The following is a 19,179-nucleotide window of genomic DNA, read 5'->3' on the forward strand; positions in this document are numbered from 1 at the left end:
CTTCCTTTCTTCCAAAAGCAAAAGGGGATGTTTCACGTGAAACATCCCCTTTGTCTAAAATGCATTAAAGCGGATTCTTTGCCGGTGTGCCGGCCTTTCGCGGATAGGCTTTGGGCGTCGGCATGGTCTTCGTCACAGTGATGATGGCGCGCTTGTCATCAAGGCCGGGCAGGTGGACTTCGCGCACATCAGTGTGGCTGCCGCCCATGACTTTGATGGCTTTCGCCGCTTCCTCGACTTCCTCGGCATACGCCCTGCCCTTGAGTGCGAGGAAGTGGCCGCCGCGCTTGACGAACGGCAGGCAGTACTCGCAGAGGATTGGCAGGCGGGCGACGGCGCGCGAGACGGCGAGGTCATACTGCTCGCGGTACTTCTTCATGCGCGCCCCCTCCTCTGCTCTCGCATGGACACAGTCCACATCTTCGAGGCCGAGCTCATCGACGACTGTCTGCAGGAAATTGACGCGCTTGTTCAGGGAATCCATGAGCGTCAGGTGCACCTGCGGGCAGAAGATCTTGAGCGGCAGGCCGGGAAAGCCCGCGCCAGTTCCGACATCAATTATCGATATCTCACCATCAAAGAGGGCCGGATCGTAAGCGGAGAGCGAATCGACCATGTGCTTGACGGCGACTTCATGCTCCTCCGTAATGGCAGTGAGATTCATTTTCTCATTCCACTCCACCAGCAGCTCGTAGTAGCGCGTGAACTGCGCGAGCTGGTTCTCGCTGAGCGTCAGGCCGAAGTCCTCCGCTGCTTTCTTCATCTCATCTCGAAACATTGCTCTTCCCCCTCTCAATCTTCCTCATTCTGTTTCGCTGCATCATGAAGACGCTTCTGCTGCTCGAGCCAGACGAGCAGCACGGACACATCGGCCGGCGAGACACCGCTGATGCGCCCAGCCTGACCGACCGAGCGCGGGCGGATGGCCGCGAGTTTCTCGCGCGCCTCATCGCGCAGACTAGGCACGTCCTGATAATCAATATCTTCTGGCAGAAGCTTCGCCTCGAGCTTCTCCATGTGCGCGACCTGCTCTAGCTGTTTCTTGATGTAGCCCTCGTAGAGAATCGAAGTCTCCACCTGCTGGCGAACTTCCTTCGCGAGCTCCGGCAGTTCGGGATACGCGAGGCGCAGCTTCTCATAGTCGACCTGCTGGCGGCGCAGCAGGTCGGCAAGCGGCTGCGCGCTCTTGATGGGCTCGATGCCCACTTCTTGCAGGCGGGCGTTCGTCTCCTGGCTCGGGTTGATATTCGTCTCCTTGAGCAGCTTCATCGCCGCTTCGATGGCCTCTTTCTTTCTGGTGAAGCGCGCCCAGCGGTCGTCCTTGACGAGGCCGACGCGACGGCCGTACGGCGTCAGGCGCAGGTCGGCATTGTCCTGGCGCAAAAGGAGACGATATTCTGCACGGCTTGTCATGATGCGGTACGGCTCATTCGTGCCCTTCGTCACGAGGTCATCAATGAGCACGCCGATGTAAGCCTCCGAACGCTTGAGAATGAGAGGCTCTCGCTTCTGGATGAACATAGCCGCATTGATGCCGGCGATGATGCCCTGCGCGGCCGCCTCCTCGTAGCCCGACGTGCCGTTGGCCTGCCCTGCCGAGAAGAAGCCGCGGATATCCTTGAACTCCAGCGTCGGCTTGAGCTGCGTCGGGTCGATGCAGTCGTACTCGATCGCATAGCCCGCGCGCATGACGTGCGCATGCTCGAGGCCCGGTATCGTCTTGAGGAAGGCGAGCTGCACGTCCATCGGCATGCTCGTGCTCATGCCCTGCACGTAGACTTCATTCGTGTGCAGGCCCTCCGGCTCGAGGAACAGCTGATGGCGGTCCTTGTCTGGGAAGCGCAGGATCTTCGTCTCGATGGACGGGCAGTAGCGCGGGCCGATGCCCTCAATGATGCCGTTCGCCATCGGCGCGCGGTCCATGTTGTCGCGCAGGATCTTGTGCGTCGCTTCGTTCGTGTAGGTCAGCCAGCATGGCACCTGCTCGCGCGTCCGCTCGTCGCTCATGAACGAGAAGTTGCGCGCCTCCTCGTCGCCCGGCTGGATCTGCATCTTCTCGTAGTCGAGCGTGCGGGCGTCGACGCGGGCCGGCGTGCCCGTCTTGAAGCGCATGAGGCGGATGCCCGCCGCCTTGAGCGAATCCGAGAACTTCATCGCCGGGCGCTGCCCGTTCGGGCCGCCGCTGTAGGTGTGCTCGCCGACGATGATGCGGCCCTTGAGGTACGTGCCCGTCGCCATGATGATGGCCGGCGCGAGGTAGACCTCCCCCGTCTCGACGAGGACGCCGCGCACGGCCTTCTTGTCCTCGGTGAGCAGCAGGTCCGTGATGAGGATCTGCTTGACATCGAGGTTCTCTGTCTTCTCGCACGTCTCCTTCATCGTGAACTGATAGAGCTTCTTGTCCGCCTGCGCGCGCAGTGCATGGACAGCGGGGCCCTTGCCCGTGTTGAGCATGCGGAACTGTATGCAGGTCTTGTCCGCATTGACGCCCATCTCGCCGCCGAGCGCATCGAGCTCGCGCACGAGATGGCCTTTGCCCGGGCCGCCGACCGACGGGTTGCAGGGCATCAGAGCGATATTGTCCATCGAGAGCGTCGCCAGGAGCGTCTTGCAGCCGATGCGCGCGGCGGCCAGAGCCGCCTCCACGCCGGCATGGCCAGCGCCGATGACGATGACATCGTATGATCCAGCGGTAAACAACGAAAATCCCCCTTATCTATATTAGGTACGAACTGATTTATTTGCCAATGCAGAACTTGCTGAAGATCTCATTGATGATATCCTCCCCGACCGTCTCGCCCGTGAGCTCGCCGAGCTTTTCCCAGGCAGAGCGCAGGTCAATGGAGATGAAGTCGAGGCCCATCGAGGCCTCGATCGTGCGGATGGAAGCCTCGAGGTGCTCGTCCGCCTGGCGCAGGATCTCGGCCTGGCGCGCGTCCGTGACAAAGGTGCCCTCCTGTCCGGCCTGCGTGCCTGCGTAGACCTTTGCGGTGATGGCATTCGTGAGGTCGGCGAGTCCGTCCTGCGTGCGCGTCGAGATCGTGATGACGGTGACATCCTTTCCGGCGCGCTCCTGCAGCATCGCCGGTGTGACAACGGCTGCGAGATCGTCCTTGTTGAGCAGCAGGATGGCGTCGCGGCCGCGGACGAGCTTCAGTATCTCCGCGTCCTCGCTGTCGAGCGGGCGCGAGGCGTCGAAGAGCGCGAGGATAAGCGAAGCCTCCTTGACATAGGAGCGCGCCTTCTCGACGCCGATGCGCTCGACGACATCGTCCGTCGCGCGGATGCCCGCCGTGTCAATGATGCGCAGCGGGATGCCGCCGACATCGGCGTATTCTTCAATCGAATCGCGCGTCGTGCCCGGCACATCCGTGACGATGGCCCGCTCCTCGCGGAGCAGGGAATTGAGCAGGCTCGACTTGCCAACATTCGGCTTGCCGATGATAGCCGTCAAGAGACCGTCGCGGAGAATCCGGCCGGCATGAGCCGTCTTCAATAGATTTGCGATTTTGTTGCGTATCTCAACCACATTTTTCTCGATATCGTACGTCAGGATATCGTCGACTTCATCCTCGGGGAAGTCAATCGCGGCTTCGATATGCGCGATCATGCCGAGGACGTCGTGGCGCATCGACTGGATCTCCTTCGAAAAGTGGCCTGTCAGGTGGCCGGCCGCCATCGTCAGGGACGTCTCCGTGCGCGCCTGGATGATGTCCATGACGGCCTGCGCCTCTGAGAGGTCAAGACGCCCGTTGAGGAAGGCGCGCTTCGTGAACTCGCCACGCTCTGCCGGCCTTGCACCGGCCTTCCACGTGAGCTCCAGCGTCTTGCGCAGTGTCATGAGGCCGCCGTGGCACTGCAGCTCCACGACATCCTCCACCGTGTACGAATGCGGCGCTAGCATGACGAGCGCCAGCGCCTCGTCGATGACCTTGCCCGCCTCATCCACGATATGGCCGTAGACGGCGCGATGGCTGCCCGCCATGACGAGCGGTTTGCCGTTCTTCGCCCGGAACACTTTGTCGGCCGTCTTCAGGGCATGCTCGCCGCTGATGCGGATGACGCCGATGCCGCCCTCGCCCTGCGGCGTCGCGATTGCACTGATCGTATCTCCCTGCTGCATACTGGGTCTCCTTTCTCAATCCTTGTCAAAAACTCCGTCAAATACATCAAAAAGGGCCTACTCCCAGAAGGAGAAAGCCCTTTCACAGCTCTCTTATCTTGCTGTCTGCCTCCGGGAAACGAATCAGTCTTACTCGTTTTCCCGGCCGCGCTGGCTGCCTTCCGCCCGACGGCGGCGACGCGGCACGATGACGACGTAGCGGCGCGGCTCATCGCCGGCGCTGTACGTCGATACCTTGCGGCTGTCCTGCAGCGCCATGTGGATGATCTTGCGCTCATGGCGGTTCATCGGCTCGAGGTGGATCTCCTGGCCGATGCGGCAGGCCTTCTCTGCCAGATGGCCCGCGAGGCGCGTGAGCGTCTCCTCGCGGCGGGCACGGTACCCCTCGATATCGAGGAGCACGTGCAGGCGCTCGCCCGAAACACCGCGGTTGGCCGCGAGATTCGTCAGGTACTGCAATGCATCGAGCGTCTGGCCATGCTTGCCGATGAGGATGCCGAGACTCTCGCCCTCAATCTGGAAGAGAACACCCTCCTCCGTCTCCGAGCGCTGCAGCTCGACCTCGATCTTCATCGCCGCGAAGACGTCCTCAAGGAACTTGCGCGCACGCACTTCCTGCTCCGCGAGCGAGGCACCCGGCTTGGCAGCCGTGACCGTCTCGTCGGCTTCTTCTCCGAGGCGCGTCTCCAGCTCTGCCATATCGGCAGAGGGGTCCTTTGCGTCGAGGTCTGCCGATGCGCTCGTATCGATCTCACGGACGCGGATGCGCGCATCCCTGCGGCCGATCAGGCCGAGGAAGCCGCGCGAAGGCTGCTCGAGCACTGTGTACTCCAGGCTCGCGGGCGCACAGCCGAGGTCCGAGGCAGCCGCGTCAAGCGCCGCCTCGACCGTCCGGCCGGTCCATTCCATGGTTTCTGCCATATCAGGCAGCCTCCTTTTTCTTGTCGTCGTTGCGGTACATCCACCACTGCTGCGTGATCTGGACGATGTTCATCGTGACCCAGTAGAGAACGAGACCGGACGGGAAGTTCAAGCTGATCCAACCGATGAAGAGCGGCATGACCGTCATCATGATCTTCATCTGCTGGTTCATCTCCGTCGTCGTCTGCTTCTGCTGCAGGAACGTCGTCAGAGCCGAGAGGACCGGCAGGATGTAGTACGGATCAGGATCCGACATGTTCGGCAGCCAGAGGAAGGCAGCCGACTCCGGCGTCGGATACGTGAAATTGTAGAGCGCGTAGTACATGCCCATGAGGATCGGCATCTGGATGAGCAGCGGCAGGCAGCCAGCCAGCGGGTTGACGCCGGCCTCCTTGTAGAGCGCGCCGACCTTCTGCTGCATGACCTGCGGATTGTCCTTGTACTTCTCCTGGATCTTCTTCATCTTCGGAGAGAGCTCCTGCATGGCCTTCATCGACTTGACCTGCTTGACCGTCAGCGGGTAGAGCAGCATCTTGATGAGGATCGTCAGCAGGATGATGGCCACGCCGTAACTGCCGAAGCCTGCAAGGTCCGTCACATTATAGAGTGCCTGCAGCACAACGTGCAGGAGATTCTCGATCGGTTCGAATATCGTTCCAAAGAAACCCAATATATCACATCCTAATCTTCACAAAAATAACAGTATCACATACGCCCGGCCTCACGGCACGGGATCATAGCCGCCCTTGTGGAACGGGTGGCAGCGCAGGATGCGCTTGAGGGCCAGCCAGCCCCCACGCCGGGCTCCGTAACGCTCGATGGCCTCGAGCGCGTATTCAGAACACGTCGGGACATAGCGGCAGGAAGGCGGGAACATCGGCGAAATGAATCCGCGATAGAACCGCACCAACAGAAGAAACAGTGTCTTCAAGCTCAGGACCTCTTTTGCCTTGCAGTCGATTTCCCAGACGACGCCTTGCGGGGCGCCGCATGCCTCGGCCCGTGAAAGGCGCGCAGGTCCTTCTTCGAGCCCTTGAAGATGCCCGCCTGCTGGCCGAGCTGCAGGAAAGCCCGCTCGACAACAGGACACTTGACATCGACGATGGGCTTGCGGCCGACGAGCAAGAGAGCCGCATCCTCGCGGACACGGTCCTGGTTCAGCCGGTACGTCTCGCGCAGCAGGCGCTTGACGCGGTTGCGCGTGACAGCACAGCCGAGCTTCTTGCCGGCGGCAAAGCCGACGCGCCCGCGCACCCCGTCCGACGGGAATACGTACAGCACGAAGTAGCGGTTCGCAAAGGAACGGCCACTGCGGTAGACACGTTGGAAATCACTGCGGCGCTTGATGATCCGTCTTCTCGGTAAGGTAAGCATTCGCATTTCCCCAAAATCCAATCAGTAGTAAAACGGTAAAAGATAAGCAAAAAAGGCCACCGAAGTGACCTCATCCGATTTATGCCGAAAGCTTCTTTCTACCGCGCTGGCGTCTTCTCTTCAGAACGAGACGGCCGCCCTTCGTCTTCATGCGCTCACGGAAGCCATGGGTCTTCTTTCTCCAATGGTTGTTCGGCTGGAAAGTCTGTTTCATGTGTGTAACACCTCCTTCTGGATTTGTGTCTGAGACTAATTGGCTGTATAGAAGCATAGTATCAGATTTTAACTACGTCAAATTATAGACTACCGACTCGCGGCCTGTCAAGGATTTTCCCTTGTCTTTTTCCCGTCAGACTGTGGATATTTTCAGGCTTATGGCCACTTGCACACAGAAAAACTGTTGATAAGTCACGCTAGTTTTGATAAGATATTGTTGATTATTGTGCGGAAAACCCCATTGGTGCCCTGCGAGGCAAGGCTCGTAAACATAAGATACTGTAAGATATCATCCACATTTCCCGCCTCTATCCCAAGGAACGACTATACTTATCCACAGCTGTGGATAAAAATGTGGATAACGTTATGCACCTGTGGAAAAAGTTTCTACATATTCTAATAGCAGGAAAGGATTTTTTTCATGGAGCAGACACAGCTGCAGGCTGTCTGGGAGCAGATCCTCACCAAGATGAAGGAAACTCTCGCCGAGTCAGCCTTCAAGTGGTTCAAGTCGGTCAAGCCGCTCTCCCTGACCGACGACGGATTTGTCCTGAGCGTCCAGAACGACCTCGTCAAGGACTGGATCACCAGCCACTACCTCACGATCGTCGAGGACGCGGTCAGCGCCGTACTGGGCAGCAAGCACAAGGTGAGCTTCCAGGTCGTGCCCGAAGCACAGCCTGAAGTGGAGCCAGCCAAGAAGGAGACAGCTGGAGAAGAAGAGACGGCCGCCAGTCACAGCAGCAGCCGCAAGAAAGAAGACCCCAATCAGGGAAGCCTCTTCCAGGACCAGCCGCCCGCCCCTGTCGATAACGGCGACATGCACATCGTCGCGCCGGGCGACCGCTCGTCGCTGAACCCGAAGTACACCTTCGAGACGTTCGTGACAGGCAGCTCGAACCGCTTTGCCCATGCGGCCGCCATGGCCGTTGCCGAATCGCCAGGCAAGGTCTACAACCCGTTCTTCATGTACGGCGGCGTCGGCCTCGGCAAGACACATCTCATGCACGCCATCGGCAACCGCGTGCTGCAGAACCACCCCGAGATGCGCGTGCTCTACGTCTCGAGTGAGCAGTTCACCAACGAGATCATCCGCGCCATCCAGGAGGGCAAGGCCGAGCTCTTCCGCCAGAAATACCGGACGATCGACGTCCTGATGGTCGACGATATCCAGTTCCTTTCCGGCAAGCAAAGCACGCAGGAAGAATTCTTCAACACCTTCAACGCGCTGCACGTCGCCGACAAGCAGATCATCCTGTCGTCCGACCGCCCGCCGCGCGAAGTCCAGAAGCTCGAAGACCGCCTGCGCTCGCGCTTCGAGGGCGGCCTGATCACCGACATCCAGGCGCCTGATCTCGAGACGCGCATCGCCATCCTCAAGAACAAGGCGCTGCTCGACCACGTCGACGTGCCGAACGATGTCCTGATGTTCATCGCCAACCGCATCGACAGCAACATCCGTGAACTCGAGGGCGCCCTGACGCGCGTCGTCGCCTACGCTTCCCTCATCAAGAAGCCCGTCACGACAGATGTCGTCGCCGAGGCCCTCAAGGACGTCTTCCCGAACAACCATAAGAAAGAGGTCACGCTCGAAGTCATCCAGGAGATTGTCGCCACCTACTTCAAGATCCGCATCGAGGACCTCCATTCCAAGAAACGCACGCGCAGCATCGCCTTCCCGCGCCAGATTGCCATGTACCTCTGCCGCGAGCTCACCGACACCTCGCTGCCGCAGATCGGCAATTTCTTCGGCGGGCGCGACCACACGACGGTCCTGCACGCCTACGACAAGATCGCCAAAGAGCGCGAGGAAAACGCCAAGCTTCATAAGATCATCAAAGACCTCATCGAGAGCATCCAGAAGATGTAAATGCCCCACAGGTTGCCGTGGATAACCCTGTGGAGAAGCCTCTGGATTTCCTGTCGATGGATTGTGGATAACCGATAGGGGAGATTATCACCGTGGATACTGTGGATAACCTCCCCTATTGTTATGAACAAGTTACCCACAGCCAACTGTGCGCTCCTGCAAAGCCTCAGGCGACTTATCCACTTTTCCACATGGCCTACTACTACGTCGGCTATTTATATAAATATTTTAGTTATATCATAAAAAAAAGAGAGAAGGCCCCAAAGTATGAAAATCACATGCAATAAGAACGAGCTCACCAATGCCCTGCAGATCGTCGCTCGCGCCGTAGCCAGCAAACCGCAGACCCCCATCCTCTCTGGCATTTACCTGAGAGCCGAAGGCACGACCTTAGAACTCCAGGCCACAAATTATGAGATTGGACTCGTCGCACACATCGAAGCAGAGATCGAGGAAGCAGGCGAGCTGACCGTGGGTGGCCGTTATTTCCAGGAAGTTGTCCGCAAACTACCTGGAGAAAACGTCAAACTCGCATGCGCAGCCGATGAAAAGATCGTCCACATCGAGTCCGCCATGGCCAAGTTCACGCTGCTATCCATGAACGCAGCCGAGTTCCCGACCATCCAACCACTCAAGGGAAATCTCGATTTTGCCATCAAGGACAATATCCTGCGCGACCTCATCAAGAAGACCGTTTTCGCCTGCAGTAACGATGAAGCAAGACCTGTCTTCACGGGCTGTTCCTTAGAGGTCACCGAAAACAAGGTCACGATGGCCGCCACGAACACACATCGCCTCTCTGTCAAGTCCGAGACATTTGACCAGAGCATCGGCAATATCAAGGTCATCATCCCCTCGCGCATCCTGCAGGAACTCCTGCACAACATGTCCTCAGACATCCCAACAGATGTCAAGATCTCCTGCTCCTACAACCAGATCAGCTTCTCGTTCGACAATCTCTACATGACCTCGCGCCTCATCGAGGGCCAGTTCCCGAACTACCGCGGCGTCATCCCGCCAGAGTTCGCGACGCACGTCAAGACGGACACCGCTTCTTTCGCCGCTGCTGTCGACCGCATCTCCCTTATCGCGAGAGCCGGTGTCTACAACACCATCAAGCTCGAGTTTGCCGGCGACCAGATCCACATCACCTCGAACAACCCGGAGATCGGCAACGCCGAGGAGTACATCCCCGCTGAGATCGACGGCCCGGACATCGCCATCGCCTTCAACGCGCAGTACATCATCGACGTCCTCAAGAACATCGACAGCAAGACATGCCGCATCGGCCTCAACCAGCCTCTCTCCCCTGCTTCCATCCAGGAAGAGGACGACGACAGCTTTGTCTACATCGTGACGCCGGTAAGGACAAATCACTGACTTAGACTCCTGCGCTGAGCGCAGGAGGATTGCATAAAGGAGATACATATGAACATCGAAGAAGTCAAGATCGACACCGAAGAGATCCAGCTCGACCAGTTCCTCAAGTGGGCTGGCGTGCTTGCATCCTGCGGCGAGACGAAGGCTCTGATCGCAGAGCGCCGCATCAAGCGCAACGGCGAAGTCGAGTCGGCGCGCCGCCGCAAGCTCCACGATGGCGATGTCGTAGAGGTCGAAGGACTCGGCGCCTGGAAAGTCGTCCATGAGGTTCACGAGAAAGGCTGAAATAGGAATGCATGTTCGTTCTTTAAAGCTGAGAAATTATCGGAACTATTATAAGCTCGAGCTCGCCTTGCAGCCGGGCATCAACATCTTTCTCGGGCCGAATGCCCAGGGGAAGACGAATGTCATCGAGGCCATCTACTATGCCTCGCTCGGCCATTCGCACCGGACCCATCTCGATGCCGAGCTCATCCGCTGGGATGCTGCCGAGGGCTGCATCATCCTCGACTTCGACCGGCGCGGTGTGGCCAATCACCTCGAGTTCCAATTCAGCCGGGCGAAGCGCCGCCGCATCCTCCTGAACGGCCATCCCATCCGCCTCAAGGAGCTCATCGGCAGCATCAACACTGTACTGTTCTCGCCAGAGGATCTGTTCCTCATCAAGGGAGCGCCGGCCGGACGCCGGCGCTTTTTAGACGGCGAGATCTCGCAGGCGAGCCCTGCCTACTACCACGAGCTCATCGAGTTCAACCGCATCATCAGCCAGCGCAACACGCTCCTCAAGCGTATCCGCGAGCGCCGCGCCGACACCTCGATGCTGCCGCTCTGGGATGAGCAGCTCGTCACGAGCGCCGAGAAGATTGTCCGCAAGCGCCTCGAGGCCGTGCGCAAGCTCAATATGCTCGCAAATCTCATGCAGCGCCGCATCTCGAGCGATCAGGAGAACCTGACCGTCAGCTACGAGATACACGGCGGCGAGGACATGACAAAGCCCTTTGCTTCATGGTATAATGAAATGCTGAGGAAATCGCAGGAGACGGACATCCTGCGCGGTTCGACGAGCTACGGTCCCCATCACGATGACATCGTGATGACGGTCAACGGCATCAACCTGCGCACCTTCGGCTCGCAGGGACAGCAGCGCACCGGCGTGCTCTCGCTGAAGCTCGCCGAGCTCGAGTTCCTGCGCTCCGAGACGGGCGAGTACCCCATCCTGCTGCTCGACGATGTCATGAGCGAGCTCGACGTCAAGCGGCGCCAGCAGCTCCTGCACTTCATCCGGCGCGAGCGCATCCAGACGCTCATCACGGCGACGGATGCCGCCTATTTCCCGGCAGAGGGCATGGGGCAGTACTACCATGTCCGCAGCGGTCAGATATCGACTTGACGATTTGACAGGATGTTGGAGTCAGGAGACAAGACGGAGGTGGCAGCATGGCGAAGCGCACACCGGGCCTCGAGAAGGTGGTCAGCATCATCCCGAAGGCCCTGCACGAGCTCGGCTCAAAGCAGGAGCGCGAGTTCTATCAGCACTGGGTGCTCTGGCACTGGGCCGACATTGTCGGCGAGGCATACGCAGAGAACGTCAAGGCCGTGCGCATCGAGCGCGGCTCACTCTACGTCTACTGCCGCAATGCCGCCTGGAGCAACGAGACGCGCTACCAGATGCCGCGCATCATCCAGCAGGTCAACAACTACGCGGGCGGCGAGATGGTCAAGGAAATCCGGTTCAGCCGCTCCTGGCGCGAGGAAGACTGGGCTCCGCAGCGGGCCGACGAGGAAAGGGCAGAGAAGGAAGTGCCAGAGGTCAATGTCGGCCGCGAGCGGGCCAAGATGGTGCTCACGCCGGACGACCTAGCGGCCGCCGAGAAGATCGGCTCGGGCACAGAGGACGAGGACATCGCCCTCAAGGTCCGGCAGCTCTACCGCAAAGACCGCCAGCTCGACAAGCTGCGCCTCGCGCGCGGCTGGAAGCCCTGTCCCACCTGCGGCCGCCTCAGACCGCCTCAGGCCGCCGCCTGCAGCCATTGCCGCAGGCAGGCAGGGGAAGATATACGCGCGCGGGTTCGCGCCGTCCTGCGGGACATCCCGTGGGCGCGCTGCAAGGAGGTCTGCGAGTACGTGCCTGAGTGCACGCCGCAGCTCCTCAACGAGCAGCGCGCCGCCCTCGTCCAGCTCATGGCCTCGAAGGTCGCGGCCAACGACCGCACGAGCATGGAGGCCAAGACACTCGTCATGCTCTACCGCTGCCTGCCGCCCGACAAGCTGACCGACGAGGCTGTTAAGCGGGCCCTCTACGAGCTGCGCTTCAGCATGTACTGGCCGCCCGGCTACACGCCGCCGAAGCGCTACGAGGCCATTCCGCTGCGCCGCGCCGCGAAGCGCCAGTACGGCAAGGGCCATCAGGAAGGCCACCCCAAGAGCAGCGGTGCAAGCGAAGAGAAAGGATGAGGCAGCATGTTCCTGCATCTCGGCAATGATGTCTCCGTGCGCACGCGCGACATCATCGCGATCTACGACTACGTGGGATTCTTCGTCAAGGATAATCCAGACAACAAGCGCTACTTCGCGCGGTGCAAAGCCGAGGGGAAGGTGTGGCGGACGACGGCTTCGATGGACCTCGTCAAGTCCATCGTCATCACGAAGGACAGGATCTACCTGTCCGGCATCTCCACACTCGCCCTCAAGAACCGCACGCGCGCGATTTACGATATGGGTAAGTAACGACTAAAAGGGAGCAAAGAGTTTTTATGGCAAACGATAACGATAAGAAATCCATCGACCTGACTTTGACGCCGGATGACCAGCCGGAGGCTGCTCCTGCGCCGCAGCAGGAGGCCGAGGACCTCACGGATAAGGACCTCGACACGACGGGCGTCGAGATCCACACGGATGAGTCGAGCGCCGAAGTCACGGCTGTCGAGGCCGACTACGGCGCCGAGCAGATCCAGATCCTCGAGGGGCTCGAGGCCGTCCGCATGCGCCCGGGCATGTACATCGGCAGCACGAGCGAGCGCGGTCTGCACCATCTCGTCTACGAGGTCGTCGACAACTCCATCGATGAGGCGCTCGCCGGCTACTGCGACCACATCGACGTGACGATCCACAAGGACAACAGCATCACGGTCGTCGACAACGGCCGCGGCATCCCGGTCGACATGCACGAGAGCGGCAAGCCGGCCGTCGAGGTCGTCCTGACCGTCCTGCACGCGGGCGGCAAGTTCGGCGGCGACGGCTACAAGGTCTCGGGCGGCCTGCACGGCGTCGGCGTTTCCGTCGTCAACGCCCTGTCGACGAGCATGGAAGTCCAGGTCAAGCGCGACGGCAAGATCTACGAGATCGCCTTTGAGCGCGGCGTGACGACGAAGCCGCTGACAGTCGTCGGCACGACGGCAGAGACGGGGACGCGCGTCCACTTCGTGCCGGACCCGGAGATCTTCTCGGTCACGACGTACAGCTACGAGACGCTGCGCCATCGCCTGCGCGAGCTCTCCTTCCTCAACCACGGCATCACCATTGGCCTGCACGACGAGCGCGTCGAGCCTGTCCGCAGTGAGTCGTTCCACTTTGAGGGTGGCATCAGCTCGTTCGTCGAGCACCTCAACCGCAAGAAAGAAGTGCTGAACCCCGAGCCCATCTACTTCAACGGCGTCAAGGACGCGACTGTCGTCGAGATCGCCATGCAGTACAACGACAGTTACCAGGAGAATATCTACTCCTTCGTCAACAACATCAACACGGAAGAGGGCGGCACGCACCTCGCCGGCTTCAAGCTCGCGCTGACGCGCGCAGCCAATGACTTCGCGCGCAAGCAGGGCATCCTCAAGGACAAGGACTCCAACCTCTCGGGCGACGATGTGCGCGAGGGACTGACCTGCGTCATCAGCCTCAAGATCCGCGAGCCGCAGTTCGAGGGACAGACGAAGACGAAGCTCGGCAACTCGGAGGTCCGCGGCATCGTCGACTCTATCGTCACGGAGGGCCTCTCCGAGTACTTCGACGAGAACCCGGCCATCACGAAGCGCATCATCGAGAAGGCCATCATGGCCTCCCGTGCGCGCGAAGCCGCCCGCAAGGCACGCGAGCTCACGCGCCGCAAGAACGCCCTCGAGGTGTCGAGCCTGCCGGGCAAGCTCGCCGACTGCTCCGTCAAAGATCCGGAGCAGGCCGAGATCTACCTCGTCGAGGGTGATTCCGCAGGCGGCTCCGCCAAGCAGGGCCGCGACCGCCGCTTCCAGGCCATCCTGCCGCTGCGCGGCAAGATCCTCAACGTCGAGAAGGCACGTCTCGACAAGATCTTCGCCAATGCCGAGATCCGCACGATGATCACGGCCTTCGGCACGGGCATCAGCGAGGACTTCGACCTCTCGAAGCGCCGTTACGGCAAGATCATCATCATGACTGATGCGGATGTCGACGGCGCCCACATCCGCACGCTGCTCCTCACGTTCCTCTACCGCTACATGAAGCCGCTGATTGAGCACGGCCACGTCTACATCGCCCAGCCGCCACTCTACCAGATCCGCAAGGGCAAGAAGCACTGGTACACCTACAGCGACGACGAGCTCGCCAGAAAGCTCGACGAAGTCGGCCGCGACGGCGTGACCGTCCAGCGCTACAAAGGCCTCGGCGAGATGAACCCAGAGCAGCTCTGGGAGACGACGATGGACCCGGAGGGCCGCACGATGCTGCGCGTCGAGATGGAGGACGCCGAAGAAGCCGACGAGCTCTTCACCATCCTCATGGGCGACAAGGTCGAGCCGCGCCGCCAGTTCATCGAAGAGAACGCCAAGCTCGTGCGCAACCTCGATATCTGATTTTTTGACGTTTCTCTTGTCAAACACGACGAAATATGCTATATTGAGCATACGATATACGAGTACTTCCAACAGGGGGAGTAGCTGAACGGCCACCATCGTCAGGACGGAGCAATCCCGGTGCGGCCGGCGCAAGCAAGCAAGACCCTGCTCTATACACCGCTATTTTGGCGGCGCATAGGGCAGGGTTTTTCGTATACGCTGTAGAAATCTACAGGGAAAGCCTGTAAGAATCGGGAATCATCTTAGGGGAGTGAATCGATTGGAAAATTTCTTTGCGGGGATGTTCTCGCCGGAATGGCTCGCAGCGCTCTCGGGCATCTTGCTGCTCGACCTGCTGCTCTCCGGCGACAACGCCATCCTCATCGCCCTGGCCTGCAAGAACCTGCCACATGAGATGCGCCGCAAGGCCATCATCGTCGGCGGCCTCGGCGCCGTCTTCGTGCGCATCGTCTGCACGCTCTTCGCGACAGGGCTGCTCGCCTCGCCGTACATCGAGTTCATCGGCGGCGCTGCCCTCATCTTCATCGCCATCAAGCTCGTCACCGATCACAGCGACGGGCGCGTCGAGGACGGCGGCAGCCACCCGACGACCTTTGGCCAGGCCGTGCGCACGATACTGGTGGCCGACTTCATCATGAGCATCGACAACATCCTCTCGCTCGCCGGCGTCGCCAACACGGTGCCGGAGGGCAAGTGGAGCCTCATCATCTGCGGCCTCATGATCTCTATCCCAATCGTCCTGTTCGGCGCCCAGATCTTCCTGATGATCATGCTCAAGGTCCCCGCCCTGATCTACCTCGGTGCCGGCATCCTCGGCATGACAGCCGCCGAGCTGATGACCGAGGACAAGGCGCTCGGCATCTACCTCGCCCCCTACGCCCTCGAGCTCAAAGTCATCTTCGTCATCGCCGTCTTGCTCATCGGCTACGCCATCAACCGCCGCCGCGAGCAGCAGAGTTAATCAAGCAATAAATAAACGAGATATATCCTAGGAGGGATTATCATGAATATGAACAATATCAAGACCGTGATGCTAATGGTCCTCATGGCCGTCATCATGATGCTCATCGGCGGGCTCGTCGGCGGCCGCACCGGCCTCACCGTCATGCTCTTCTTCTCCATCGCCATGAACATCTACAGCTACTGGTGCAGTGACTCACTCGTCCTGCGCTGGAGCGGCGCCCAGGAAGTCACCCGCGAACAGGCCCCGCAGCTCTACGACCTCGTCGAGAAACTCGCGAGCCGCGCCGGCCTCCCCATGCCGCGCGTCTGCATCATCGACGCCGATGAGCCGAATGCCTTCGCCACCGGCCGCAACCCCGAGCACGCTGCCGTCGCCGTCACCACCGGCATCATGCGCGTCCTCGACTACAACGAGATCTCCGGCGTCCTCGCCCACGAGCTCGCCCACGTCAAGAACCGCGACATCCTGACCTCCACCATCGCCTCCATGATGGCCACCGTCATCTCCTACGCCGCCCAGTTCTTCATGTTCTTCGGCGGCTCCAGCGACGATGACGACGGCGTCAACCCGATTGCCGCCATCGCCATGATGATCCTCGCCCCAATCGCCGCCATGCTCATCCAGATGGCCATCTCCCGCTCCCGCGAGTACGAAGCCGACCACGACGGCGGCGAGATCTGCGGCAACCCCAACTACCTCGCCGACGGCCTCGAGAAGATCGAGTACTACGTCACCCACTCCCCCGAGACCCTGCCCGACGCCAAGCCGGCCACAGCCAACATGTACATCGTCAACCCCTTTGAGGGCACCGGCAAAGCCCTGACCAAACTCTTCAGCACCCACCCCGATACCGCCGACCGCATCGCTCGCCTGCGCGAACAGGCCAGAGAAATGCGCGTCTACTGATTGAATCGAATATCGAGTATAAAAAACGAGGTACCGTAACGGTACCTCGTTTTGCATTTCAGCTATGGTAATCAAAACCCCACTAGGCAATAGCCCGCAGGGCTGAGCTAACACAAGCCCCTCAACAACGCCACCATGTCAACCTACGAACAACGCCTCCATCCTCTCGCCTTCTCGCATTGCAGCATCCCCACCCTAGATGCCACGATGTCACACAGACGTACCTTAGGGCCGGGGGATGTATTTCGCCTGCAGGAGCGCAGCGATTGCCCGCAGGGCTGAGTTCTGCTGCTCATCCGCCTAGCCACACGATGTCAGAACGCCGCGGCAGGCGGCGAACCCGCCTCAACGGCAAAGTGCGCCATAGGGCTCATTCAGCGGAGTGACGAAGCCGAAATACATCCCCCGGCCCCCTTGCCAAACGTACCTCAAAGCAGCGTAAACAGCAGCGCGCTGATCGTGAAGTAAGGCCCGTAGGCGAAGAAGTCTCCCTTCTTGCGCTTCCCCGTCGCCAAGAGGATCAACGCCGCCATTCCCCCGAGCACGATGCCCGCGATGACGACCGTCATGAGCATATCCGATCCGAGCCAGAGTCCGAGCGCCGCGACGAGCTTGATATCCCCGCCGCCGATGCCGCCCTTTGTCAGCACCGCCAGCACGAGGAACACGATGCCGCCCACAGCTGCCGCCATCAGGTGGTCCGTCAGCACGCGGTCGAGCAGCGGGACCGAGATGAGTCCAATGACCGCAAACGGTATGAGCATGCGGTCAAAGATCACGCGCTGTTCGAGGTCCGTCCACGTGTAGAGCACCATGAAGTACTGGAAGATCATCAGGAACACGAGCTTTGCCAGATGCACGTACGGCAGCTCGAGCATCGTGAAGCAGAACAAGAACCCGATGCAGACCGCAAAGCGGGCGGGCCGCTTTTTCTCCTGCTCCTCGATGCGGTCCGGGAAGCTCAGCAGTCCCTCTGTGTCCTTTGCCCTGCGGTAGCTCGCCGCAATCCAGCGACTGCCGAGCAGACCGCCGCCCACCGCCAGCAGCACCGAGAGCAGGCATTTCATCACGACAAATATCATCAGAAACACTCCCTTTTCACAAAAAGTGCAGTATGCTGCCCCTATCCTAGCAAAAACGAGAGAAAAGGTCAAAATTTGCGAGAACAAATTGTGCTGGATTGTTCCGGATATGGTATAAGTCGCGGAAGAACATGCGGTAGAGCTCCTCGCCGAAGCGGTTGACCATGAAGTCTTCGAGGCTTTTCTCCTTGCGCGGGCGGAGGCAGGCGCAGAGATAGCTGATGCCGACTTTGAAGAGTTGCACGAACCCAAGATTGCGTATCGTTTCAGCACTCAGCGATACAGGATAGGCAAAGAAATGATGGAGATAGCGGATGCGTGAGAGACGCGTGCGCAGCAGCATGACGCGATCCGTCTGTGCTGGATCAGGGCCGCCCTGCTGCAGCTCGCAGTCGCGATGCAGACGACGGTCATCCAGCGAAGGTGCGCCCTGTACGGGCAGCAGCTCCTTCCAGAGCGCCATGACTCGCGGGTCCTTCGAGAAGAAGCGATGGCCACCGACATCGATGTGGCAGCCATGGTGGATCATCGTGCGGGCGATTCCCCCGACAAAATCCTCCTGCTCGAGGACAATCGGATGGATGTCCGTCTGCTTCAGCAGCGCATAAGCCGCCGTCAGCCCCGCAGGCCCCGCGCCGATAATGATAGCTTGCGGCAATATGAATCCTCCTTTATGATTAGATTATCAAAAACGTTTTGTTCTCATGGTTCTATTATAGTATGCTATCATGATGTTGTCATTTTTTAATAGCATCATGCGATGAACACTAAGCACGAGCTCGTTTGTACCACGGTAGAACACGACGATTATATCGGTTAGATGGAGAATGAAAAATGAGGTAGAGCAATGTCTACCTCAAATTCTGCTTTCATCATACAACGAAATCGGATACAAAACAAGAATTACGGACCTCATGAACCTCATCCGTCGGACTTTGGCTGCCATCTAAATAGGCTGGGGGATTGCAGACGACGTGGATGGTGAGAACTCAGCCGCCTTCCGTCAAGAGAATAGGTGCGCGGAACGGTGGAAGAGTCTTTTCTCAGTGCTCTGTTTTGAGGATCTCGAAGGCGCGGAAGGATATCTGTATCCGCTCGTACTTTGCCCAGGGAATCGCCTGAAGCAATGCTTTTGCGTCGGCGAAGGCTCGGTCCGGCCATGCCAGGGCGAAGAATACGGCTAAGGGAGCTTTGATCTGTGCTCTTCGTTTCGCCAAGTATTTTGGATTGCATTCTTCTGCTGGGAGTTTTTTTTTCTTCTCGATGATTTCTTTGACGAAGTGCTTCGATTGCTGAGAGAAGAAGATATTGCCTGTCTCGTGCTCCATGGCATTGAGCAGGAATGTCTCAAGGGCGCCATCGCCCTCGAGTGGGAGGGACAGGAAGAAATAATGACGTTCATACTCGTAACTCCAGTCCATTGTCCATGGCTTCTAAGGCTTCGGCGCCGTTCAGGGTGCGTGCTTTCACGGTCTGATTGACATTGCGCAGGGTTATGACGCGCACTCTGTTAGCATACT

Annotated in this window: 20 protein-coding genes; 9 read left to right on the plus strand and 11 right to left on the minus strand. The window is 59.5% G+C overall.

Annotated elements, in window-relative coordinates; all coding sequences use genetic code 11:
- Window positions 1-64: 64 nt before the first annotated feature.
- The 8 genes from rsmG to rpmH all read right to left on the minus strand — a co-directional run bounded on the left by rsmG (window position 65) and on the right by rpmH (window position 6,632).
- Window positions 65-778: a 16S rRNA (guanine(527)-N(7))-methyltransferase RsmG gene (gene rsmG / locus QDI87_RS07335; RefSeq protein WP_278742743.1), complete on the minus strand. Its 714-nt coding sequence runs from the start codon at window positions 776-778 to the stop codon at window positions 65-67.
- A 14-nt stretch (window positions 779-792) separates the two neighbouring features.
- Window positions 793-2,700, minus strand: coding sequence for a tRNA uridine-5-carboxymethylaminomethyl(34) synthesis enzyme MnmG (gene mnmG, locus QDI87_RS07340; protein WP_278742745.1), 1,908 nt, complete (start codon window positions 2,698-2,700; stop codon window positions 793-795).
- 37 nt (window positions 2,701-2,737) lie between these two features.
- The gene (gene mnmE, locus QDI87_RS07345) at window positions 2,738-4,123 is read right to left on the minus strand and encodes a tRNA uridine-5-carboxymethylaminomethyl(34) synthesis GTPase MnmE (protein ID WP_055160479.1); all 1,386 of its coding nucleotides are present in this window, start codon (window positions 4,121-4,123) and stop codon (window positions 2,738-2,740) included.
- A 129-nt stretch (window positions 4,124-4,252) separates the two neighbouring features.
- Complete coding sequence (jag, locus tag QDI87_RS07350; protein ID WP_055160482.1) at window positions 4,253-5,044, minus strand: RNA-binding cell elongation regulator Jag/EloR; 792 nt, start codon at window positions 5,042-5,044, stop codon at window positions 4,253-4,255.
- 1 nt (window position 5,045) lies between these two features.
- On the minus strand, window positions 5,046-5,717 hold the full coding sequence (locus QDI87_RS07355; protein WP_036378768.1) for a YidC/Oxa1 family membrane protein insertase: 672 nt from the start codon (window positions 5,715-5,717) through the stop codon (window positions 5,046-5,048).
- A 48-nt stretch (window positions 5,718-5,765) separates the two neighbouring features.
- Window positions 5,766-5,975, minus strand: a complete 210-nt coding sequence (gene yidD / locus QDI87_RS07360; protein ID WP_036378769.1) for a membrane protein insertion efficiency factor YidD — start codon at window positions 5,973-5,975, stop codon at window positions 5,766-5,768.
- 2 nt (window positions 5,976-5,977) lie between these two features.
- Window positions 5,978-6,418, minus strand: coding sequence for a ribonuclease P protein component (gene rnpA, locus QDI87_RS07365; RefSeq protein WP_082427673.1), 441 nt, complete (start codon window positions 6,416-6,418; stop codon window positions 5,978-5,980).
- Window positions 6,419-6,497: 79 nt separating this feature from the next.
- Window positions 6,498-6,632 (minus strand): 50S ribosomal protein L34, encoded by a 135-nt coding sequence (rpmH, locus tag QDI87_RS07370; protein ID WP_005842699.1) that lies wholly within the window; start codon window positions 6,630-6,632, stop codon window positions 6,498-6,500.
- A 423-nt stretch (window positions 6,633-7,055) separates the two neighbouring features.
- Here rpmH and dnaA point away from each other — a divergent pair, with 423 nt between their 5' ends.
- The 9 genes from dnaA to htpX all read left to right on the plus strand — a co-directional run bounded on the left by dnaA (window position 7,056) and on the right by htpX (window position 16,577).
- Window positions 7,056-8,504, plus strand: a complete 1,449-nt coding sequence (gene dnaA / locus QDI87_RS07375; protein ID WP_055160485.1) for a chromosomal replication initiator protein DnaA — start codon at window positions 7,056-7,058, stop codon at window positions 8,502-8,504.
- A 267-nt stretch (window positions 8,505-8,771) separates the two neighbouring features.
- Window positions 8,772-9,884 (plus strand): DNA polymerase III subunit beta, encoded by a 1,113-nt coding sequence (dnaN, locus tag QDI87_RS07380; protein ID WP_036378614.1) that lies wholly within the window; start codon window positions 8,772-8,774, stop codon window positions 9,882-9,884.
- A 48-nt stretch (window positions 9,885-9,932) separates the two neighbouring features.
- Window positions 9,933-10,169, plus strand: a complete 237-nt coding sequence (locus QDI87_RS07385; protein ID WP_081828485.1) for an RNA-binding S4 domain-containing protein — start codon at window positions 9,933-9,935, stop codon at window positions 10,167-10,169.
- Between the two features lie 7 nt (window positions 10,170-10,176).
- Window positions 10,177-11,274 (plus strand): DNA replication/repair protein RecF, encoded by a 1,098-nt coding sequence (gene recF, locus QDI87_RS07390; protein WP_278742750.1) that lies wholly within the window; start codon window positions 10,177-10,179, stop codon window positions 11,272-11,274.
- 47 nt (window positions 11,275-11,321) lie between these two features.
- Complete coding sequence (locus QDI87_RS07395; protein ID WP_036378617.1) at window positions 11,322-12,338, plus strand: DUF721 domain-containing protein; 1,017 nt, start codon at window positions 11,322-11,324, stop codon at window positions 12,336-12,338.
- Between the two features lie 6 nt (window positions 12,339-12,344).
- Window positions 12,345-12,611 carry an extracellular matrix regulator RemB gene (remB, locus tag QDI87_RS07400; RefSeq protein ID WP_036378618.1) on the plus strand — a complete coding sequence of 89 codons (267 nt, stop codon included), beginning with the start codon at window positions 12,345-12,347 and terminating at the stop codon, window positions 12,609-12,611.
- Between the two features lie 26 nt (window positions 12,612-12,637).
- On the plus strand, window positions 12,638-14,704 hold the full coding sequence (gene gyrB, locus QDI87_RS07405; RefSeq protein WP_036378619.1) for a DNA topoisomerase (ATP-hydrolyzing) subunit B: 2,067 nt from the start codon (window positions 12,638-12,640) through the stop codon (window positions 14,702-14,704).
- Window positions 14,705-14,957: 253 nt separating this feature from the next.
- On the plus strand, window positions 14,958-15,668 hold the full coding sequence (locus QDI87_RS07410; RefSeq protein ID WP_341460089.1) for a YjbE family putative metal transport protein: 711 nt from the start codon (window positions 14,958-14,960) through the stop codon (window positions 15,666-15,668).
- A gap of 48 nt (window positions 15,669-15,716) precedes the next feature.
- Window positions 15,717-16,577, plus strand: coding sequence for a zinc metalloprotease HtpX (gene htpX / locus QDI87_RS07415; RefSeq protein ID WP_036378626.1), 861 nt, complete (start codon window positions 15,717-15,719; stop codon window positions 16,575-16,577).
- Between the two features lie 428 nt (window positions 16,578-17,005).
- Here the strand turns inward: htpX and QDI87_RS07420 are convergent, their stop codons facing one another.
- The 3 genes from QDI87_RS07420 to QDI87_RS07430 form a co-directional block, all read right to left on the minus strand.
- On the minus strand, window positions 17,006-17,659 hold the full coding sequence (locus tag QDI87_RS07420) for a prepilin peptidase (protein ID WP_036378621.1): 654 nt from the start codon (window positions 17,657-17,659) through the stop codon (window positions 17,006-17,008).
- Between the two features lie 46 nt (window positions 17,660-17,705).
- Window positions 17,706-18,317, minus strand: a complete 612-nt coding sequence (locus tag QDI87_RS07425) for an NAD(P)-binding protein (RefSeq protein ID WP_051652304.1) — start codon at window positions 18,315-18,317, stop codon at window positions 17,706-17,708.
- A 385-nt stretch (window positions 18,318-18,702) separates the two neighbouring features.
- Complete coding sequence (locus QDI87_RS07430; protein ID WP_036378622.1) at window positions 18,703-19,080, minus strand: hypothetical protein; 378 nt, start codon at window positions 19,078-19,080, stop codon at window positions 18,703-18,705.
- Between the last annotated feature and the right edge of the window lie 99 nt (window positions 19,081-19,179).

This window comes from Mitsuokella jalaludinii (assembly GCF_928722185.1).
Taxonomy (GTDB): domain Bacteria; phylum Bacillota; class Negativicutes; order Selenomonadales; family Selenomonadaceae; genus Mitsuokella; species Mitsuokella jalaludinii.

Bases quoted from the DNA above. Each gene is read 5' to 3' on its own strand.
- QDI87_RS07385 (WP_081828485.1), top strand. From the start codon at position 9,933: ATGAACATCGAAGAAGTCAAGATCGACACCGAAGAGATCCAGCTCGAC.
- recF (WP_278742750.1), top strand. From the start codon at position 10,177: ATGCATGTTCGTTCTTTAAAGCTGAGAAATTATCGGAACTATTATAAG.
- dnaA (WP_055160485.1), top strand. From the start codon at position 7,056: ATGGAGCAGACACAGCTGCAGGCTGTCTGGGAGCAGATCCTCACCAAG.
- rnpA (WP_082427673.1), bottom strand. From the start codon at position 6,418: ATGCTTACCTTACCGAGAAGACGGATCATCAAGCGCCGCAGTGATTTC.
- rsmG (WP_278742743.1), bottom strand. From the start codon at position 778: ATGTTTCGAGATGAGATGAAGAAAGCAGCGGAGGACTTCGGCCTGACG.
- rpmH (WP_005842699.1), bottom strand. From the start codon at position 6,632: ATGAAACAGACTTTCCAGCCGAACAACCATTGGAGAAAGAAGACCCAT.
- htpX (WP_036378626.1), top strand. From the start codon at position 15,717: ATGAACAATATCAAGACCGTGATGCTAATGGTCCTCATGGCCGTCATC.
- dnaN (WP_036378614.1), top strand. From the start codon at position 8,772: ATGAAAATCACATGCAATAAGAACGAGCTCACCAATGCCCTGCAGATC.
- QDI87_RS07395 (WP_036378617.1), top strand. From the start codon at position 11,322: ATGGCGAAGCGCACACCGGGCCTCGAGAAGGTGGTCAGCATCATCCCG.
- remB (WP_036378618.1), top strand. From the start codon at position 12,345: ATGTTCCTGCATCTCGGCAATGATGTCTCCGTGCGCACGCGCGACATC.
- gyrB (WP_036378619.1), top strand. From the start codon at position 12,638: ATGGCAAACGATAACGATAAGAAATCCATCGACCTGACTTTGACGCCG.
- jag (WP_055160482.1), bottom strand. From the start codon at position 5,044: ATGGCAGAAACCATGGAATGGACCGGCCGGACGGTCGAGGCGGCGCTT.
- QDI87_RS07420 (WP_036378621.1), bottom strand. From the start codon at position 17,659: ATGATATTTGTCGTGATGAAATGCCTGCTCTCGGTGCTGCTGGCGGTG.
- mnmE (WP_055160479.1), bottom strand. From the start codon at position 4,123: ATGCAGCAGGGAGATACGATCAGTGCAATCGCGACGCCGCAGGGCGAG.
- QDI87_RS07430 (WP_036378622.1), bottom strand. From the start codon at position 19,080: ATGGACTGGAGTTACGAGTATGAACGTCATTATTTCTTCCTGTCCCTC.